Source organism: Rheinheimera pleomorphica (assembly GCF_011634895.1).
GTDB classification, from domain to species: domain Bacteria; phylum Pseudomonadota; class Gammaproteobacteria; order Enterobacterales; family Alteromonadaceae; genus Alishewanella; species Alishewanella pleomorphica.
This window is the reverse complement of record NZ_SIRR01000008.1, coordinates 696,463-714,945: the sequence shown is the minus strand read 5'-3', so window position 1 is coordinate 714,945 and position 18,483 is coordinate 696,463. Positions and strand designations below refer to the sequence as shown.

General features: G+C 53.0%; 16 protein-coding genes and 1 tRNA gene. 8 read left to right on the top strand and 9 right to left on the bottom strand.

Translation table 11 applies throughout. The features are described from left to right. Positions 1 to 3: 3 nt before the first annotated feature. From EYB30_RS12400 to rpsU, 4 genes are all read right to left on the bottom strand, one after another. A tRNA-Ile gene (locus EYB30_RS12400) sits at positions 4 to 80 on the bottom strand. A 152-nt stretch (positions 81 to 232) separates the two neighbouring features. Continuing rightward, positions 233 to 2,077: an RNA polymerase sigma factor RpoD gene (gene rpoD / locus EYB30_RS12395; protein ID WP_166839216.1), complete on the bottom strand. Its 1,845-nt coding sequence runs from the start codon at positions 2,075 to 2,077 to the stop codon at positions 233 to 235. Positions 2,078 to 2,161: 84 nt separating this feature from the next. Beyond that, entirely contained in the window at positions 2,162 to 3,916 is a 1,755-nt protein-coding gene (gene dnaG / locus EYB30_RS12390; protein WP_166839215.1) for a DNA primase, read from the bottom strand. Positions 3,917 to 4,071: 155 nt separating this feature from the next. Then, positions 4,072 to 4,287 carry a 30S ribosomal protein S21 gene (gene rpsU, locus EYB30_RS12385; RefSeq protein WP_027671378.1) on the bottom strand — a complete coding sequence of 72 codons (216 nt, stop codon included), beginning with the start codon at positions 4,285 to 4,287 and terminating at the stop codon, positions 4,072 to 4,074. Between the two features lie 180 nt (positions 4,288 to 4,467). Here rpsU and tsaD point away from each other — a divergent pair, with 180 nt between their 5' ends. Then, positions 4,468 to 5,481 (top strand): tRNA (adenosine(37)-N6)-threonylcarbamoyltransferase complex transferase subunit TsaD, encoded by a 1,014-nt coding sequence (gene tsaD / locus EYB30_RS12380; RefSeq protein ID WP_166839214.1) that lies wholly within the window; start codon positions 4,468 to 4,470, stop codon positions 5,479 to 5,481. Between the two features lie 145 nt (positions 5,482 to 5,626). On the opposite strand, the gene plsY is transcribed toward tsaD, so the two are convergent. Beyond that, positions 5,627 to 6,232 carry a glycerol-3-phosphate 1-O-acyltransferase PlsY gene (gene plsY, locus EYB30_RS12375; protein ID WP_166839213.1) on the bottom strand — a complete coding sequence of 202 codons (606 nt, stop codon included), beginning with the start codon at positions 6,230 to 6,232 and terminating at the stop codon, positions 5,627 to 5,629. Positions 6,233 to 6,370: 138 nt separating this feature from the next. Between plsY and folB the strand changes: the two genes are divergently transcribed. Genes folB through EYB30_RS12360 form a run of 3 tightly spaced genes read left to right on the top strand, consistent with a single transcriptional unit; the run spans position 6,371 to position 8,016 of the window. Then, positions 6,371 to 6,724 carry a dihydroneopterin aldolase gene (folB, locus tag EYB30_RS12370; RefSeq protein WP_166839212.1) on the top strand — a complete coding sequence of 118 codons (354 nt, stop codon included), beginning with the start codon at positions 6,371 to 6,373 and terminating at the stop codon, positions 6,722 to 6,724. Continuing rightward, entirely contained in the window at positions 6,724 to 7,209 is a 486-nt protein-coding gene (gene folK, locus EYB30_RS12365) for a 2-amino-4-hydroxy-6-hydroxymethyldihydropteridine diphosphokinase (protein ID WP_166839211.1), read from the top strand. Before folB ends, folK begins: the two co-directional genes overlap by 1 nt. A 3-nt stretch (positions 7,210 to 7,212) precedes the next feature. Further along, complete coding sequence (locus EYB30_RS12360; RefSeq protein WP_166839210.1) at positions 7,213 to 8,016, top strand: undecaprenyl-diphosphate phosphatase; 804 nt, start codon at positions 7,213 to 7,215, stop codon at positions 8,014 to 8,016. Between the two features lie 45 nt (positions 8,017 to 8,061). On the opposite strand, the gene EYB30_RS12355 is transcribed toward EYB30_RS12360, so the two are convergent. Continuing rightward, positions 8,062 to 9,288: a multifunctional CCA addition/repair protein gene (locus EYB30_RS12355; protein ID WP_174978747.1), complete on the bottom strand. Its 1,227-nt coding sequence runs from the start codon at positions 9,286 to 9,288 to the stop codon at positions 8,062 to 8,064. Positions 9,289 to 9,385: 97 nt separating this feature from the next. Between EYB30_RS12355 and EYB30_RS12350 the strand changes: the two genes are divergently transcribed. After that, positions 9,386 to 10,312 carry an ExeA family protein gene (locus EYB30_RS12350; RefSeq protein ID WP_166839208.1) on the top strand — a complete coding sequence of 309 codons (927 nt, stop codon included), beginning with the start codon at positions 9,386 to 9,388 and terminating at the stop codon, positions 10,310 to 10,312. 12 nt (positions 10,313 to 10,324) lie between these two features. Beyond that, positions 10,325 to 11,116 carry a general secretion pathway protein GspB gene (locus tag EYB30_RS12345; protein WP_166839207.1) on the top strand — a complete coding sequence of 264 codons (792 nt, stop codon included), beginning with the start codon at positions 10,325 to 10,327 and terminating at the stop codon, positions 11,114 to 11,116. Between the two features lies 1 nt (position 11,117). Here the strand turns inward: EYB30_RS12345 and EYB30_RS12340 are convergent, their stop codons facing one another. Next, positions 11,118 to 12,245, bottom strand: coding sequence for an HD-GYP domain-containing protein (locus EYB30_RS12340; protein WP_166839206.1), 1,128 nt, complete (start codon positions 12,243 to 12,245; stop codon positions 11,118 to 11,120). Between the two features lie 167 nt (positions 12,246 to 12,412). Then, on the bottom strand, positions 12,413 to 16,189 hold the full coding sequence (putA, locus tag EYB30_RS12335) for a bifunctional proline dehydrogenase/L-glutamate gamma-semialdehyde dehydrogenase PutA (protein ID WP_166839205.1): 3,777 nt from the start codon (positions 16,187 to 16,189) through the stop codon (positions 12,413 to 12,415). A gap of 132 nt (positions 16,190 to 16,321) precedes the next feature. Between putA and EYB30_RS12330 the strand changes: the two genes are divergently transcribed. Further along, positions 16,322 to 16,828 carry an Lrp/AsnC ligand binding domain-containing protein gene (locus tag EYB30_RS12330; RefSeq protein WP_166839204.1) on the top strand — a complete coding sequence of 169 codons (507 nt, stop codon included), beginning with the start codon at positions 16,322 to 16,324 and terminating at the stop codon, positions 16,826 to 16,828. Between the two features lie 10 nt (positions 16,829 to 16,838). On the opposite strand, the gene EYB30_RS12325 is transcribed toward EYB30_RS12330, so the two are convergent. Beyond that, the gene (locus EYB30_RS12325) at positions 16,839 to 17,444 is read right to left on the bottom strand and encodes a TIGR04211 family SH3 domain-containing protein (RefSeq protein ID WP_166839203.1); all 606 of its coding nucleotides are present in this window, start codon (positions 17,442 to 17,444) and stop codon (positions 16,839 to 16,841) included. A gap of 133 nt (positions 17,445 to 17,577) precedes the next feature. On the opposite strand from EYB30_RS12325, the gene EYB30_RS12320 reads away from it, so the two are divergent. Then, positions 17,578 to 18,471: a CYTH domain-containing protein gene (locus EYB30_RS12320; protein WP_166839202.1), complete on the top strand. Its 894-nt coding sequence runs from the start codon at positions 17,578 to 17,580 to the stop codon at positions 18,469 to 18,471. The last annotated feature ends 12 nt before the right edge of the window (positions 18,472 to 18,483 follow it).

The following is an 18,483-nucleotide window of genomic DNA, read 5'->3' as shown; positions in this document are numbered from 1 at the left end:
GAATGGTGGCCCCAGCTGGACTCGAACCAGCGACCGATCGATTATGAGTCGAGCGCTCTAACCAACTGAGCTATGGGGCCATCATAGGTGAAACGGCAGGCAGTATAAAAACTTTTACCGTCTTTGTCATCCGGCATCTTGAGCTTATACCGCTTAACTGCTGTTTTTTTAAACTTATCAGCGCAAAAATAATAAAGGCGCCATGAAGGCGCCTTTATATTGTTGCTTTGTTCTACTCGTCGAGGAAGCTTTTTAATACTTCTGAACGTGACGGGTGGCGCAGCTTGCGTAAGGCTTTGGCTTCAATTTGACGGATACGCTCACGCGTTACGTCGAATTGTTTGCCCACTTCTTCCAGCGTATGGTCGGTGTTCATATCGATACCAAATCGCATCCGCAGTACTTTCGCTTCGCGCGCGGTTAAGCCGGCCAGTACTTCGTTGGTCGCGTTTTTCAGACTTTCCATAGTGGCCGAGTCCAGCGGTGATTCACCGGTGCTGTCCTCGATAAAGTCGCCCAGATGCGAATCTTCATCATCACCAATCGGCGTCTCCATTGAGATCGGCTCTTTGGCAATTTTCAGCACTTTGCGAATTTTATCTTCCGGCATTTGCATGCGTTCGGATAATTCTTCCGGTGATGGCTCGCGGCCCATTTCCTGCAGCATCTGGCGCGAAATACGGTTTAACTTGTTAATGGTCTCAATCATATGCACCGGAATACGGATGGTGCGGGCCTGATCCGCGATAGAGCGGGTAATGGCCTGCCGGATCCACCAGGTCGCATAGGTTGAGAATTTATAACCACGGCGGTATTCGAATTTATCTACCGCTTTCATCAGGCCGATATTACCTTCCTGAATTAAGTCGAGGAACTGCAGGCCGCGGTTGGTGTATTTTTTCGCGATAGAAATAACCAGACGTAAGTTCGCCTCGACCATCTCTTTTTTCGCCCGGCGGGCTTTGGCCTCACCAATAGACATGCGGCGGTTGATATCTTTAATTTTAAAGATGCTCAGGCCGGTTTCTTCTTCAATTTTTTTCAGTTTTTCAATGCTGCGAACCAGTTCTTCTTTGTGCTCGTCCAGCTTGGCCGAATACGGCTTATTGCCGGCAATTTCAGCATCTAACCAGGCAGTAGAGGTTTCAAAGCCGGTAAAGGCTTTGACGAAGTTCTTCTTCGGCATTTTGGCGTATTCAACGCAATGCTTCATGACGATGCGTTCCTGCACCCGTACCCGGTCCATCATTTCGCGCATGTTTTTAACCAGGCGGTCAAATTGCTTGGGCACCAGGCGGAAGCAGCGGAACACTTCGCTTAATTTTTCAATTTCGGCCTTAGTCGTCGCATGCTCGCGACCGTTTTGCACGATAGAGTTGCGGGTAATGTCGTATTGAGTACGCAGCTCACCAAACTTTTGCCGCGCCATTTCCGGATCCGGGCCGCTGTCGCCGTCGTCAGAATCGCCATCAGAATCATCGTCATCATCTGAGTCGTCATCATCATCCATTTGATCTTCCGGTACGTCAGAACCGATATGGCTGCCAGCGATTGGCGCTTCATCGACATCATTCGGGTCAATAAATGCGGTGACGATGTCACTTAAACGGATTTCTTCCGCTTCGTATTTGTCCCATTGTTCTAACAGATAGGTAATGGCTTCCGGATACTCAGCTACCGAGCTTTGTACGGTGTTAATGCCGTCTTCAATACGTTTAGCGATGTCAATTTCGCCTTCGCGGGTCAGAAGCTCAACGGTACCCATTTCGCGCATGTACATCCGCACCGGGTCGGTAGTACGGCCCAGTTCTTTGTCTACGCTGACTAAGGCTTGCGCTGCCTCTTCCACGGCATCTTCATCTGTGGTGGCATCGGTCATGATCAGATCATCAGCATCCGGGGCGCTTTCAAACACCTGGATACCCATGTCGTTGATCATGCGGATAATGTCTTCTATCTGATCAGAATCGATAATGTCTTGTGGCAGGTGATCATTCACCTCAGCAAAGGTCAGATAACCTTGCTCTTTACCTTTGATGATCAGGAGTTTTAACTGCGACTGAGGATTTTGCTCCATAGAGACTTATCTTCCACCAATTAGATTAATGTAAAATTGCGAACTAGCGATTATAACAAAGCGCGGCTTTTCTAGCCAGCTGCATTAGGTCGCAAGCTTTGGTTTTTTGCTTTTCAGCGCCTGCAGCAACAGTTTGTATTCATGCCATTCGGCTTTACTCAGTTGCTGCAGTTTGTCCTTACGTTCCAGGGCTTCCAGCCGTTGTTGCAAATACTGATCCTCAATCGAGTGAAAGGTATCGACAAATTCCTGTGACAGCTGCTCGGGTTCAATCTGATGATCCCAGGCGGCCAATGTCATTAAAATGCTGTGCTCCGGTAAGCCACGCCACTGCTCAATAAGCTGCGCTGTGGTTAAATCCGGTTGTTGTAACAAGCGCTGTTGTAACGATAACAATAGCCCAATACCGGGAATATTGGCTTCGGCCAGCTCAGGGGCATCGGGCATTACACTGGCTAAATTGGGGTACTGCAGCAATAAACCAATAGCCCGGCGCATTGGTGTTATTTTCATTGCTGCCGGTTTTACCCGGTTGGCGGCGCGTTTAACCGCCGCTTTTGTTTGTTCACGCGGCTTACCCAGCAGGTTGGCCAGTTTATCGCTTAAGCTGTCGCGGTAAAATTCACTTGGAATTTGTTTAATCAGCTCGGCGGCTTTTACCGATAACGCCGACTTGCCAGCGTCGGTGGCCGGGTCAAATTCTTGTACTAAGTGTTCAAAAAAGTACTGATTCAGCGGCATGGCGCTATCTATGCGCTGTAAAAACGCAGCTTTGCCTTCTTTTTGTACTAACGAGTCCGGGTCTTCGCCGTCGGGTAAAAACACAAAATTTAGCTCTACGCCATCTTTTAACTGTGGCAGGGCACTTTGCAATGCACGCCAGGCGGCATCCCGTCCGGCACGGTCACCGTCATAGCAGCACACCACTTTTGGGGTGTAACGAAACAGCGTGTGCATATGATCTGAGGTGGTGGCGGTGCCCAGGCAGGCGACAGCAAAGCGGATGTCATGCTCGGCCAGCGCAACCACGTCCATATAGCCTTCTACCACCAAAATTTGGCTAACATGGCCCGGCTGTTGGCGTACTTCATATAAACCGTATAATTCACGACCTTTATGAAACAGCCGGCTCTCCGGTGAGTTTAAATATTTCGGTGTGCCATCGCCCAGTACCCGGCCACCAAAGGCAATAACCCGGCCGCGCTTATCACGAATAGGAAACATTAAGCGGTCGCGGAAGAAATCATATTCCCGGCCGCTGTCATTGCGGTTAATCAGCCGCAGCTCGAACAGCTGATCACGCAGCTGGCGGTTGTTGACGGGGCTTAGTTGCTTTAACAGCGCATCCCAGCTTTCAGGCGCATAACCTAAAGCAAAATCGGCGACGGTTTGGTCGCTCAGGCCGCGTTTTTGCAGGTAGTCACGTACCCGTGGGCTGTCCGGGTGTTGTTGCAGCTGCTGCTGATAGAAACCGGCGGCTTGCTGCATCAGGTTATAGTCATCCGCTTGTGCGGCTGGCCGTTGTTTTCCCGTACCTTGTTCGCGCGGCACGTCCAAATGGTGCAATTGCGCCAGTTCTTCTATGGCTTCAACAAATTCCAGCTGTTCAAACTCCATCATAAAACTGATGGCATTGCCGTGTGCGCCACAGCCAAAGCAATGGTAAAACTGTTTATCCGGGCTAACGGTAAAAGAGGGCGATTTTTCGCTATGAAATGGGCAACAGGCGGCGTAATTTCTACCGGCTTTTTTTAGCGGTACGCGTTGGTCAATTAGCTCGACGATGTCGGTACGGGCCAGCAAGTCGTCGATAAACTGTCTTGGAATTTGTCCTGCCAACCTTTTTCCTTCGGTGTTATTCAGAAAAAGACAAACCGTGCCTTGCGGGCACGGTATGCAGATATCAACTTTGCAATATCACAACGGGCTTTTCTATGCTGATGGCGTATCAGCAGACAGCGCCGTGGTCGTAAAGCGGGTGCGCTAAGCGACGCTTAGTACAGCTTGATACGACGTGCGTTTTCGCGAGACAGCTTCTTAGCGTGACGCTTAACAGCTGCTGCTTTTTTACGCTTACGGATCCAGGTTGGCTTCTCGTAGAATTCTTTAGCGCGAACGTCTGCTAATACACCAGCTTTTTCGCATGAGCGCTTGAAACGACGTAAAGCTACGTCAAAGGGTTCGTTTTCTTTTACTTTAACAACAGGCATTAAATTCTCACCTCAGGGCCAAATTGGTTATCTCTGAACCAATACGATTAAAAATGGTGCGGCATTTTACGCAAAAACACCGGGCGATGTAAAGCAGTTCTGTGATCTAAATCCGATCCTCTGGCTCTGCGGGGGCTGAGCCGGTACAATGGCCGCCATTTTAGTGGACTTGAGGCACAGATGCGAGTTTTAGGTATAGAAACATCCTGCGATGAAACCGGCATAGCGATCTACGATCAGCAGCAGGGCTTACTCAGTCATGTGCTGTACAGCCAGATCCCATTGCATGCCGATTACGGCGGTGTGGTACCCGAGCTGGCGTCGCGCGATCATATCCGTAAAACCATTCCGTTGATTAAACAAGCCTTAGCCGAGGCCGGGTGCGATGCCGCCAGTATCGATGGCGTTGCCTACACCGCCGGGCCGGGTTTAGCCGGCGCTTTGCTGGTGGGCGCCGCTATTGGCCGCTCGCTGGCGCTGGCCTGGGGCAAGCCAGCGCTGGCCGTGCATCATATGGAAGGGCATTTACTGGCACCGATGCTGGAAGAAACCCCGCCGCAATTTCCGTTTCTGGCGTTGCTGGTGTCCGGCGGCCATACCCAGTTGGTCGGGGTAGAAGGCATTGGTCGGTATGAATTACTGGGTGAGTCTATCGACGACGCCGCTGGCGAGGCTTTTGATAAAACGGCTAAGCTAATGGGGCTGGATTACCCCGGTGGCCCTTTGCTGGCAAAGCTGGCGACACAGGGCGACGCGAAAAAATACAAATTTCCGCGGCCGATGACCGACCGGCCCGGGCTGGACTTTAGCTTTAGCGGTTTAAAAACCTCAGCGGCCAATGTCATTGCTAAAGAAGGCAACAGCAGTCAGGTGCAAGCCGATATTGCAGCCTCGTTTCAACAGGCGGTGGTCGATACGCTGGTGATTAAGTGTGAGCGGGCGCTACAGCAAACGGGTTACAAACGGCTGGTAATTGCCGGTGGCGTTAGCGCCAATACCTCATTGCGCGAGCAATTAGCGCTATTACTGAAGCGCCATGGCGGTGAGGTGTTTTACCCGCGTAAGGAGTTTTGCACCGACAACGGCGCCATGATCGCGCTGGCCGGTTATTACCGCTTAGTGGCGGGTCAGCAGCAGGATTTAACCATCGGCGTTACACCGCGCTGGCCAATGCAGGAGTTGCCAGCGGTTTAAGCCGATAAGTCAGGAGTTTGGACTGAAGGTTGGAATCCCGATTTGGGCGGCACAGAGTGTCTGAGCCCTGCCGTAGGCAGTAGGGCGAGTTGCTGTGGCGAGCCAAAGCGGGAGTTGCAACCGAAAGCACATACTGAGCGGGTGTTCACTCCCGAATACGCCGGGTTTTATCCCAGACTTTGCTTTCTTTGCCCTGATACAAACGCACTATATTCTCGCGGTGGCGCAAAATAATTAATACGCTAAGCATTAACACCGGGACGGTATACAGCGGTTTAATAAACCAGGTAAACAGCGGCGCCAGGCTTACTGTTAAAATGGCGGCCAGTGACGAGTAACCGCTTAACGCGACAATAATCAACCAACTGGCAATTAACAGGCCGGCTAAATCCAGCCCTATCGGCATCATAGCGCCAAAGGCGGTCGCCACGGCTTTGCCGCCTTTAAAGCCAAAAAACAGCGGGAAAATATGGCCAACACAGGCGCAAATAGCAATAAGGCCTAAAAACAGCGGTTCAATTTTAAGAAAGTATGAGCCCCATACCGGAATAGTGCCTTTTAAGATATCAAACACCAACACCAGTATTGCCGGCAGTTTACCGCCTAAACGCAACACATTGGTGGCACCCGGGTTGCCAGAGCCATGTAAGCGGGGGTCGGGTAAGCGAAACAGCTTGCTGACCAGCACTGCCGACGAAATGGAGCCACAAAGATAGGCTGCCAGCATCATAATTCCAATCAGCGGGGTCATTAAGGCGGTTCCTCAGCACCAGTTTTTACGTTAAGATTGCATCCCGGCGTAGCGCCAGCAGAATATAGGGTTTTCACGGTTTTGCCTATCCGACCAGCCTACCTGAAACGAGAAATAACGCAATGCGGATGTAACTGAATGGACATAGTTTTTATAAAACAGCTACAAGTGGACACCGTGATTGGGGTTTACGATTGGGAAAAGTCCATGTCGCAAAGCCTGTTTCTGGATTTAGCCCTGCATACCGATTTACGACAAGCGGCCGCGGCAGACGACATTAAGCTGACGCTGGATTATGCCGTGATAGCGGAAAAAGTCAGCAAACTGATTACCGCTCAGCCGATAGAATTGATTGAAACGGTAGCCGAGCGGGTTGCTGCTATGCTGCTGGCGGAGTTTGCCACCAGCAAGGTGGAAGTAACAGTGCATAAACCCGGCGCGGTGCCAAAGGCGCAAACGGTGGGTGTAAGCATAGTGCGGAGCCGCAGCTAATGGCGCAGATTTACATCAGTATCGGCAGCAACACCCGGCGCGATTATCATATTCGCTGTGCAGTTAAGGCGCTAAAACAGCAATTTGGTGCGCTGCAATTGTCGTCGGTCTATGAAAGTGAGGCCGTCGGCTTTGTCGGGGCGCCATTTTATAATCTGGTGGCGGCGGCAGACACCCAGTTGTCGGTTGCACAGTGCATCAGTGTGTTTAAGCAAATTGAAGACGATTTTGGCCGTGACCGCAGTGCGGCTAAATTCAGTGGCCGCACCCTGGATTTAGATTTACTCACTTATGACGATGTCATTTGCCAGCAACCGGTTGAACTGCCGCGGGCTGAAATTACCGAAAATGCCTTTGTGTTATGGCCGCTGGCTGAGCTTGCGCCAGAGGTTACTCACCCTTTAAGTGGCCAGAGTTATGCCGCACTGTGGCAGCAATATCCGAAACAGCAAAAATTATGGCCGGTGCCATTTAACTGGGAGTAAGCAGTGAGTACAGTGGAAGTGATTATTCTGGCCATTATTCAGGGCCTGACCGAGTTTTTACCTATTTCATCCTCTGCTCATCTTATTTTACCGTCGGCGATGTTCGGCTGGCAGGATCAGGGGCTGGTGTTTGACGTGGCAGTGCATGTCGGCACGCTATTAGCCGTTATGCTGTATTTTCGCCGCGATATTGGCCAGCTAACAGTAGGTTGGATACAGTCGCTTGCCGGTAAGCACAGTACCGACAGTAAGCTGGCCTGGTGGGTTATTCTGGCCACGATCCCGGCGGGTCTGTTTGGCCTGCTAGCCGGCGATTTAATCGAAACCTTTTTACGTTCGCCCTATGTCATTGCCATTACCACTATCGTATTTGGCCTGGCGCTGTGGCTGGCCGATGCCACAGCTAAGCAGGTACAAAGTATGCAGCAGCTAAGCTGGCGGCAAGCGCTGCTCATTGGGGTTGCCCAGGCGCTGGCGCTTATTCCCGGCACGTCGCGCTCCGGTATTACCATGACAGCGGCGTTGATGCTGGGGCTGGACCGGGTAAGCGCGGCGCGGTTTTCGTTTTTGCTGTCTATTCCAATTATTATCCTTAGCGGCGGTTATCAGGGGTCTAAGTTGTTGGCCGAACCGGCCCAGTATGATGTCAGCGCGATTTTACTCGGCACTGGTTTATCCTTTATCAGTGCTTTTATCTGTATTCACCTGTTTTTAAAGGTGATAGAGCGCATGGGCATGTTGCCTTTTGTAATTTACCGGTTGATCTTAGGCATAGTGTTATTGGCCGTGCTTAGCAGCGCGACCTAGATTAGCAGCGCGACCTAGATTAGCAGCGCGGCCTGAGGCTGGCGTTTAAGCCGGTTGCCATTGTTGTTTAGCGGCTTTTATTGCCGCTAAGCGCGCGCGTGCTAAGCCTTGTTTTATCGCTTCACCTGTCAGGCCCTGCGCCACCAGCTCTTTCGCCGTTACCTGCCGCGCCGCAGTTGCCAGTGCCTGCAGGTAATCGGCCTGTGGGTATTCTGCCTGCTCAAAACCGGTGCGGCCGCGCAAATCTGCGGTACAGCACAGCAACACGTCGTCCAGCCGTTGTGGCTTGCGCCAGATATCCATGGCATTAAACAGCTTTAATACCGTGGCGCTTTTCAGCTCCTTCGCTCGGTGTACCAGTTGATGGTATTCGCACACCTGCAGCGCCAACTCGCGGCAATCATTCGGTACCCTTAGCCGGTCGCACAGCTGGTTAATCAGCGCCAGGCCGGTGTGTTCATGGCCATGGTGCGATGGCCACAGTTCGGGGTTGGTCACGCCTTTACCCAAATCATGTACCAGCGCGGCAAAGCGGATATCAATACGTGGCGATAAAGCGGCAGCCTGTTGCAGCACCATTAAGGTATGTACGCCGGTATCAATTTCCGGGTGCCATTGCGGCGGTTGCGGCACACCCCACAGTGCTGCCAGTTCTGGCATCAGCACAGCTAAAGCACCGGTATCATACAGCAGTTGAAAGTAGGCCTGCGGCGTTTGCTCGCTTAGGGCTTTGGCCGTTTCCTGCCACAGCCGCTCCGGTGTCAGGGTGTCAAGCTCGCTTGCCAGCTGCTGCATCAGCTGCTGTGTTTCCGCGGCGACGCTAAAACCTAAATGGGCATAGCGGGCATAAAAGCGCGCTACCCGTAGCACCCGCAGCGGATCTTCGGCAAAGGCAGCAGAGACATGGCGCAGGCGTTTTTGCTTAAGGTCGGCCACGCCACCGAAGGGGTCAACAATACTGCCGTCATCGGCCTGGGCGATAGCATTGATGGTGAGGTCGCGTCTTAGCAGATCTTGTTCCAGCGTAACATCCGGTGCGGCATACACGCTAAAGCCGGTATAGCCTTTGCCGTTTTTACGCTCGGTGCGGGCCAGCGCATGCTCTTCTTTGGTATCGGGGTGTAAAAACACCGGAAAATCTTTACCCACTTGCTGATAGCCCAAGTTAAGCATTTGCTGTGGCGTAGCGCCCACTACTACCCAGTCCCGCTCATGAAAGGGGTAACCTAAAAGACTGTCACGTACTGCACCACCGACCAGATATCGTTGCACCGGCTTTCCTGTTTGCTGATTTTTTGCCATTATACCCGTCGTCTTTGAAAATGCACGGTCGCCACAACTGGCAGCGGCTTACACAGCAGGAAGCAGTATGTACAGCGGATTTTTCGGCTTAAACAGTGCCCCGTTCTCGATTGCCCCGAACCCGGACTTTATGTATTTAAGCCCGCGTCATGCCGAAGCACTGGCGCATTTGCGCTTTGGCTTGGGGGAAGCAGGCGGTTTTGTGCTGCTGACCGGTGAGGTAGGTACCGGTAAAACCACGGTGTCACGCTGTTTGTTGCAAGAGCTGGATGAGCGCGCTGAGGTGGCGTTTATACTAAACCCTACCTTGTCGGAATTAGAGCTGTTAGCGGCAATTTGTGATGAGCTGAAAATCCGCTATAAAAAATCAGACGCCAGCTTAAAGTTGCTGGGCGACAAAATAAAAGCCCGTTTGCTAAAAAACCACGCAGCCGGCAAACATACCTTACTGATCATTGATGAAGCGCAGCATCTGCAGCCGGCTGTACTGGAACAGCTGCGTTTGCTGACCAACCTGGAAACCAATACCCGCAAATTGCTGCAGGTGATCTTAATTGGTCAGCCCGAGCTGCAGCAGCTACTAAAACGCAATGACTTACGCCAGTTAGCACAGCGTATTACCGCGCGCTATCATTTGCTGCCGCTGAGTCTGGACGAGGTAAAACAGTATCTGAAATTTCGGTTACAGGTAGCCGGTTGTAGCCGGCCGGTATTTAGCGATGCGGCAATCAAACGGCTGTACCAGCTAAGTGGCGGTATCCCACGCTTAGTCAATCTGATGGCCGACCGCGCCTTGCTGGGCGCCTATAGCCAGCAACAGGCCATGGTGAATGATAAGCTGGTGAACCGGGCGGCCGCCGAAATTCTACCGCTGTCCGATCAGGTAAAAAAACCGCCGTTGCCGCGCTGGTTCTGGCCTGTACTGGGGCTTTGCGCTATAGTGCTGGGCTTTAGCCTGGCACTGATTATACTGCCTTGGCTACAACCTCATTAGGTAACGCCGGCGATGTCAATTTTAATGGATGCACTAAAACAACAACAGCAGAGTACGCCAACGGTGTCTGACGCTAGCGCGTTCTGGCGTAAACTGGCGCTGTTGCTGGCACTGTTACTGGCCGCCAGCGTCGGCGCCTTAGCGGCCTACTGGTTGACACCTGCGTCAAGTTCAGCTGTGCCGGCTGGCACGGCTCAAGCGGACGCGCCGGCCACCCCGGCTGCACCGGCAACCATCGTCTCGGCGCTAACTCAGGCTGACAGTGCAACCGGCAACGACAAAAACAGTACGACACCCGACAGCAGTGCAGCCGCCAGCGCGGCGCAGCCACTGCAGCAACAGTTAGCCAAGGCGATAACACCGGCGGCTAAACCGCTGGCCGAGCCCTTTATCTCGCCGCCGCCTGTAGCAACAATGACCGCCGGCAGCGCGGCGGCTGAACCGCAGCCACTGGCTGAAGCGCAGGTATCTGCTGAGCTACGGGATAAATTTGCCTCAGCGCTGCAGGCCACCGAAAGTGGCGCCGCCAAGGCACCACAGCGCAGCCAGAGTGCCCCGGCAACCGATATTCGCCAGCTGGACCGCCAGCTACAGCAGCAAATTCCGGCGCTGCGGTTTGATGCGCATGTTTATGCGACGAGGGTCAGCCAGCGCTGGGTTAAGGTAAATGGCAAAACCCTGCAGGAAGGGCAGTGGGTAACTGCCGATATTCGCATTAAAGAGATCATGCCGCAATTTGTGTTATTACAGCTGGGAGACCAGTTGTTTAGCATGGCGGCATTAAGTGAATGGCCGGCGGGTTAAGTCAGATATAGTTTTTGACATCCAGGCCGTATTTTTTCAGCTCGATACAGCTGTCGATCTGCTCTTCCTGCTGGCGCGATAAGTCCAGTACTCTGGGCGGAATATGGTGCTGGTGCACGCTGTGATAAAACACCTTTACCTTCGGCAGTAACGGCTTCTTAGGGTTGTTTTCTAACACCAGCGCCAGCTTACCGCTACTTAGTTTTACCACTGAGCCCGGCGGATAAATACCAATACATTTAATAAACTGCTGCAACAGCTCAGCGTCCAGCTTATGCGGTGTGCGCTGCAATAACATGCGTGATGCGGCCAAGGGCCCCAGCTTACTGCTAAGCGGCGACGTTAGTTTTTCATAACTGTTGATAATGGCCAGCATCCGGCTGCCTTTTTCGATCTGGCCGGCGCTGATTCTCGGTGAGCCGCTGCCATCAAGGTGGGCACAGTGCTGGCTGATCCACAGCGATATTTCACCGGCCAGATTGGCGGTTTTTTGCAGGGTATTTAAACTGGCCGGAATGGCTTGATGATCTTCGGCCTGCAAATAGGCCGGACTGACTGCTTTACCTATATCGTGCAGTAAAGCAGCGGTGATTAACGCCTGCACTTTGTGCGGAGGCAAATTCAGGTAACGGGCAAAAGCGGCCATATATACCGCACAACTGATACTGTGCTGCAGCAGGCTGTCACTTTGCTCGGCAATGCGATTTAAGCACAACAGCACATCCTGATTGCGGCTAATCGACTCGGCCAAGCCAGCGCTGACTTCATACACCAGTGTCAGATCGATGCCGCTGTCATGGCGCACGGCCTCTAACAGTTGGCGCTGCACTTTCTGGGTTTGCAGCAAAGCGCGCTCGGCTTTGGGCCATTCATCATTAAACAGACTGCGGCTGCTGCTATCATCAACCACCGGACTCACCGGCAGTGTGGTATCGCTGGTGTCTGGCTGCAGGGTTTTATCCGGGTCAATCAGAACAACCTGAACCCCTTTTCGTCGCAGTAGCTCGACAGCCTGGGTGGTGCGCACCCAGCCGGCATGCTTAACGATGATCTCGCCGCTTTGTCGTAACACTTGCACGACATAACTTCCCGGTTGCAAATCGGCGATGCTGACTTCCTGATATGCCATCTTGTTTAAAACCCTAGCCCACCGTAAAAATAGCTGCTCAGTATACCTGAAACAACTTAACCGTAAGTTAACAAAAAGATGATTTGCCGTAATGCTGCGATAGCAAGAGTTATAACATAGCATAAAGCCCGTAAAAACGGGCTTTATCAGCATAACATGGCCAATAATTAACCGAGGTTGTCGGCCATTGTCATCAGGGACGCATTACCACCAGCAGCCGTGGTGTTGATGGTGATGGTTTTCTCGGTAACCAGACGATACAACAGCTGCGGCCCGGCCGGTGCCGTGATCAGCGGCAATATGGCGCCTGGCCTGGCAGCCAACAGCTCGGCACACAACGGTTTTACGGCACTGCTAACTTCTACCATAGCACCGGCCAGATCCGGATGTGCCAGCAAGGTGGTCAGGCAGTCCAGTCGCACAACCGCCAATAAATGCTGCGGCATGCCAGCTTGCAGCAGCGCTTTAATACAGGCTTCGGCTTCGGCAAAGTCACTGTCTTCTACGGCGGTGACTACCGCGTTGCCTGCCGCCAGCGCCGTGATAATGGCCACCAGCCAGTGGCTGAAACTGCTGCTGTCATCACGCACCAGTGCCAGTATGCCTCGCGGGTCCAGCACCAGAGTGTTGCTCTCACCGGTAGGGCCGGGCAGGGTAGTTGGCTGTTGCAGTTCGCGCTCTACCCGTTGTAGTTTTTGTTGTGCCAGCGTAAGTACCTGTTCTAAATCCGGCTCCTGCTTATTCACCACGCTGTTGGCCGCCAAGAACGCCAAAAACTGCCGCAATACTGAAGTACGCTGGTGAATACTAAGCTGTGCCCATTGCTGCTGTGCCGTGGCGGCAACCGGCATGGCATAGGCCACCGCACTGCTGGTGGTTTCGCTAAGCAGGCTGTGGCGCTTTTGCTCGCTAAGCGTGGCGCAGCTGACATCCAGGTTGTCTTTCACCAGCCGTGTTAAATACAGCGGGCCACCCGCTTTGGGGCCAGTACCGGATAAACCGCGGCCACCAAAGGGTTGCACGCCCACCACGGCACCAATCATATTGCGGTTGACATAGATATTGCCGGCTTTAATGTCGCGGGCGATACGCTGGGTAAATTGCTCTATCCGGCTGTGTACGCCCATTGTCAGGCCATAGCCGGTAGCGTTGATCTGATTGATAATGCTATCGAGCTCGTCGGCTTTAAAGCGGATAATGTGCACCACAGGGCCAAACACCTCACGCTCCAGTACCGTCAGGTCGCTAATTTCATACAAGCGCGGCGCAAAGAAATAGTGTTTGCCATCCTGTGGAATCGCGCACTCGTAGTGCAGGGTAGCTTTGTCCGCCAGATACTGCACATGGGCGCTTAAACGTTCGTGCGCTTTGGCGTCAATCACCGGGCCTAAATCTGTGCTGAGCCAGCTAGGGTCGCCAACATGCAGCTGTGCCATAGCGCCTTTTAACATGGTAATAATTTTATCTGCCACATCGTCTTGCAGGAACAATACCCGTAGCGCCGAGCAGCGCTGGCCAGCGCTTTGGAAGCCGGACGAAATCACATCATCGACCACCTGCTCAGGCAGGGCGGTAGAGTCGACAATCATACAGTTTTGGCCGCCGGTTTCGGCAATTAACGGTACCGGCTCGCCACCACGTTCTGCCAGTTTACGGGCAATCCAGCAGCCGGTTTCGGTTGAACCGGTAAACATGACACCCTGAATACGACTATCCGGCACGATGTGCTCGCCGACCTGACGGCCCGGGGCGATGACCAACTGCACCACGTGCTCTGGCATGCCACAGTCGCGCATAATCTCAAGCGTACGCACAGCAATTAAACTGGTCTGCTCGGCCGGCTTAGCGACCACGGTGTTACCGGTAACAATAGCGGCAGCCACCTGGCCTAAGAAAATGGCCAGTGGGAAGTTCCACGGGCTGATACATAAAAACACACCGCGCGCCTGTTGCGGTTTGGCGCACAGCGCTTCGGCGCGGGCGGCATAATAGCGGCAAAAGTCTATGGCTTCGCGCACTTCGGCTACGCTGTCGCCGAGGGTTTTACCGGCTTCTTTTACGCACAGCGCTAGCAGTTCATTGCGATGCACTTCTAAGGCATCACCCATGCGGCGCAGCAGCTCGGCGCGCTGTTTTACGTCGGTCTGTGACCAGTTGGCAAACGCCTTTTCCGCATTGGCCAGGATCTGCTGCATCGCTTTTTCATCGGCGTAGTGCAGGTAGCCAATCACTTGATCCAGGTTTGCCGGGTTGGTCACCGGCACTGCATCATGTTGTACCGGCAGCTGCTTAATGCTGTCGAACCATTGCGTCATGGCCGCTTTTACCGCTTCTAACTGGTCTATGTCGGTTAAATCCAGGCCATTGGAATTAAGCCGCTCCTTGCCATACAGGTTGGCCGGCAGCGGAATTTGCCGGTTACGCACGCTGTGCCAGCTGCGTACGGTTTCAACCGGATCGCTAAGCAAGGATTCAACCGGAATGGTCTCGTCAACAATATTATTCACGAAAGAACTGTTGGCACCGTTTTCCAGCAGGCGGCGTACTAAGTAAGCCAGTAAGTCTGAATGCTCGCCCACCGGCGCATAAATGCGGCAGGGGATCTTATCGTTAATGACGATTTCGTCGTACAGCGCATCGCCCATACCGTGCAGGCGCTGGAATTCAAAGCCGGTGTAATCTTTGGTCATCTCCATAATGGTGGCGACCGTGTAAGCGTTGTGCGTGGCAAACTGCGGGTAGATGCTGTCGCGGTAGCTAAGCATTTTCTTGGCACAGGCCTGATAAGATACATCGGTAGACGGCTTGCGGCTAAACACCGGAAAGTCGCTAAAGCCCTCTAACTGGCTCAGTTTAATCTCGGTATCCCAATAGGCCCCTTTTACCAGCCGCACCATCATTTTACGGCCAACTTTCAGTGTTAATTCACGCAGCCATTCAATTACATGGATACCACGTTTTTGGTACGCCTGCACGGCCAGGCCAAAGCCTTCCCAGCCGTCCAGAGCCGGGTCGCTAAACACTTGCTCAATAATATCCAGCGACAAGTCCAGCCGGTCGGCTTCTTCAGCGTCAATAGTAAAGCCAATATTATAAGCTTTAGCGGCCAGTGCCAGCTGTTTTACCCTCGGCACCAGCTCGTTTATTACGCGGTCGCGGTGGCTGAATTCATAGCGCGGATGAATAGCCGACAGCTTGACCGAAATGCCCGGACTGTTAAACGGGCCGCGGCCGTTGGCGGCTTTACCTATGGTATCGATAGCGCGCATATAGCTGTCAAAATAGCGGTCGGCATCAGCCATAGTGCGGGCACCTTCGCCCAGCATATCGTACGAGTAGCGAAACCCCTTGGCTTCCATCTCAGTGGCGCGCTGCAGCGCCGCGCCGATAGTGGTGCCCATCACAAACTGAGCGCCCATAATTTGCATCGCATAACGCACCGCCTGGCGGATCACCGGCTCACCTAAGCGGCCGCAGGTGCGTTTTAACAGACCAAACTGCTGTTTCTTTTGCTCATCGGAGTAATTCACCAGCTTGCCGGTGAGCAGCAAGCCCCAGGCCGAGGCATTAACGAATAATGAACTGCTGTTACCCAGGTGCGAACTCCAGTCGCCTTGCGATAGCTTGTCACGGATCAGGCGGTCGGCCGTGGTTTTATCCGGCACCCGCAGTAAGGCTTCAGCCAGACACATTAATACCAGGCCTTCTTCGGTTGACAGCGAAAACTCATTTAACAGGGCGTCAACGCCGCCTTTACCGACCTGAGCCTGGCGGATAGTCAGCACTAACTGGCGTGCTCTTTCCCAGGCCCGGCTGCGGGCATTAACGCCAATATCGGCCAGTGGCAACAGGTATTGAATTACCTGATCTTCATCAGCACGGTAGAAATCTCGGATAGTTTGACGCAGCGGTTGGGTGGCAACCAGGGAACCGTTATACAACATTGCAGTTAGCTTCCTGACAAGAATTAAGAGTGCGGCATTTTAGTCAAATGTGTGCAGCATAGGGTGGTTATTTTTCTGCTTTAACCCTATATAATTCTGCCAACATTAAACAAAACCAGAAAAATTACTGCTATGAATACACCTGTAAAAAGCAAAGGGCTGGACCGGATTGATATCAGTATTTTGGACACCCTGCAGCGCGACGGCCGCATAGCTAATGTCGACCTGGCGAAAAAAGTGAATTTAAGCGCCAGCCCTTGTATTGACCGGGTAAAGCGGCTGGAAAAGGAAGGCTATATTGACGGTTTTGGCGCCCGCCTGAACGCCGCCAAGCTGGGGTTTGGTACCGCGGCCTTTATTCAGGTAACACTGGACAGAACCACCAGTGAGGTGTTTGATAAATTCCGCGATGCCGTGGTGCAAATTCCACAAGTGGCGGAATGCCATATGGTGGCCGGCGGTTTTGATTATTTACTGAAATTACGCCTGCCGAATATGGATGCTTATCGCAGCATACTGGCACTGATTGTCGATTTACCCGGGGTGGCGCAAACCCATACCTATGTTGTGATAGAGCAGGTAAAAAACGACGCTGGCCTGCCCATTAAGCCAGCAGAAAGCCCACCAGCGGCGGGCTAAGTGTTTGCTGTTACATCCAGCGCTCGCTGTCGCGCCGTTTTGGCATCAGCAGCGGCAATAACAGACCGAAAATAAGCCCGGCCAGTAAAATCAGCGAACCCAGCACCATGGGTTTTTGCCAGATTGAGGTTTGGGTATTTTCCAGCTGCACTTTTAGCTGTTCATAGGCGCGGTTGGCCTGCTCCAGTTGTTCCAACGCGGTTTGCCGCTCGGTGACCGCCTGGTTTAACTGGCTGTTTAACTGATCGCGTTGTTGCTCCAGCGCGATAATCTTTTCATTGTGCTGGGCATAATCGGCCTTTAACTCGGCCAGTTGTGTCACCAGGCCAGGCGTAAAGGTAACGTATTCTTTGGGTAGCCAACCGGTTTTATTGTCATCAGAGCGGATTTGCGCATAACCGGTGTCAACGTCTTCGCCCAGATAAGTCACGCTCTGGCCGGCATTAACAGTGCCGATAATACGGTACTGATTGCTGGGGCCGGAATGCAGGTACACAAATAAGGCGTCACTGACAAAGGCTGGCTTAGAATCTGTCTGCGCATTGCTGACACCGCTAAAGGTTAACCCGTAGGCGGAAAATAATACCAGCAGGGTGCTTTTAATTAATCTGAACATAGGTATCCTGAGCTTATTTTTATAAAACAGCTTTGCAGCCAACACCTTGGATGATAGGGAGTTGCGCCGCAATTGACAAGGTTTAAAACGGGAATGGCTGATGCAGCCAGTACCCCAGCCAACAGAGTAGCAGATGAGTACTGAACTAGAGCTGAAGTTCGCCATGCCGGCGCAACTTTTACCGCAGGTGGTGGCATTACTGCCGCAATTGGGCCAGGTACAGCAGCACGACAGCAGCACGCTGTTAAATGCCTATTTTGACAGCACTGATAACTGGTTTCGCCGCCACGATATGGGGCTAAGAACACGGTTAAAACGGGGCCGTTATGAACAAACCATCAAGCTCGCTGGCGCCCAGCACGGCGCTATGCAAATGCGGCCGGAATATAATCTGCCTTGTAGCGGCGTGATACCGCAGCTGGCAGCGTTTCCGGCTCAGATTTGGCCACCGCAGACCGATGTTGCAGCGTTACAACAACAGCTGACAGAGCTGTTTCGTACTGACTTTACCCGGCAAAGCTGGCAGCTCAGTTGCGCTGATGGCAGCCTGATTGAACTGGTATATGATGAAGGGCACATTCTGGCCGGGGCGCGCAGCCAGCCGATCGCCGAGCTGGAGCTGGAATTATTGCAAGGCGATGGCCGCCAGTTGTTTGCGCTGGCACGCCAGCTACTGCAGCATATAGCGCTACGCACCGGCTGGCAAAGTAAAGCCGCCCGGGGCTATCGGCTGCTGGCGCAGCAGCCACTTAGTTTACCGCCGGATATACCGGCAGGGCTGTCAGCACAGATTAACGCGCTGCAGCAAACCGAGGCTTGCTATCACCAGCAGGCTGAACAGGCGGCCCCCGGTCTTGCGGTGCAGTTGCTCAGTGCCATAGCCGACAACCTGGCCGGGCATCCGGCGCTGCAACAGAGCGCACAGCAGCTCAGCGCAAAGCTGGCAGCCGGGCACGATATCTTTGCCACACCGGCATATCAGCTGTGGTTACTAACATTATCTGAATACTTATATCAGCAGCGCTGAAACGGAGCCAGG

Coding starts and splice junctions, on each gene's coding strand:
- EYB30_RS12325 (WP_166839203.1), bottom strand. CDS start 17,444: ATGTTCAGATTAATTAAAAGCACCCTGCTGGTATTATTTTCCGCCTAC.
- EYB30_RS12350 (WP_166839208.1), top strand. CDS start 9,386: ATGTACAGCGGATTTTTCGGCTTAAACAGTGCCCCGTTCTCGATTGCC.
- putA (WP_166839205.1), bottom strand. CDS start 16,189: ATGTTGTATAACGGTTCCCTGGTTGCCACCCAACCGCTGCGTCAAACT.
- EYB30_RS12340 (WP_166839206.1), bottom strand. CDS start 12,245: ATGGCATATCAGGAAGTCAGCATCGCCGATTTGCAACCGGGAAGTTAT.
- folK (WP_166839211.1), top strand. CDS start 6,724: ATGGCGCAGATTTACATCAGTATCGGCAGCAACACCCGGCGCGATTAT.
- rpoD (WP_166839216.1), bottom strand. CDS start 2,077: ATGGAGCAAAATCCTCAGTCGCAGTTAAAACTCCTGATCATCAAAGGT.
- tsaD (WP_166839214.1), top strand. CDS start 4,468: ATGCGAGTTTTAGGTATAGAAACATCCTGCGATGAAACCGGCATAGCG.
- EYB30_RS12320 (WP_166839202.1), top strand. CDS start 17,578: ATGAGTACTGAACTAGAGCTGAAGTTCGCCATGCCGGCGCAACTTTTA.
- EYB30_RS12330 (WP_166839204.1), top strand. CDS start 16,322: ATGAATACACCTGTAAAAAGCAAAGGGCTGGACCGGATTGATATCAGT.
- EYB30_RS12345 (WP_166839207.1), top strand. CDS start 10,325: ATGTCAATTTTAATGGATGCACTAAAACAACAACAGCAGAGTACGCCA.
- rpsU (WP_027671378.1), bottom strand. CDS start 4,287: ATGCCTGTTGTTAAAGTAAAAGAAAACGAACCCTTTGACGTAGCTTTA.
- plsY (WP_166839213.1), bottom strand. CDS start 6,232: ATGACCCCGCTGATTGGAATTATGATGCTGGCAGCCTATCTTTGTGGC.
- folB (WP_166839212.1), top strand. CDS start 6,371: ATGGACATAGTTTTTATAAAACAGCTACAAGTGGACACCGTGATTGGG.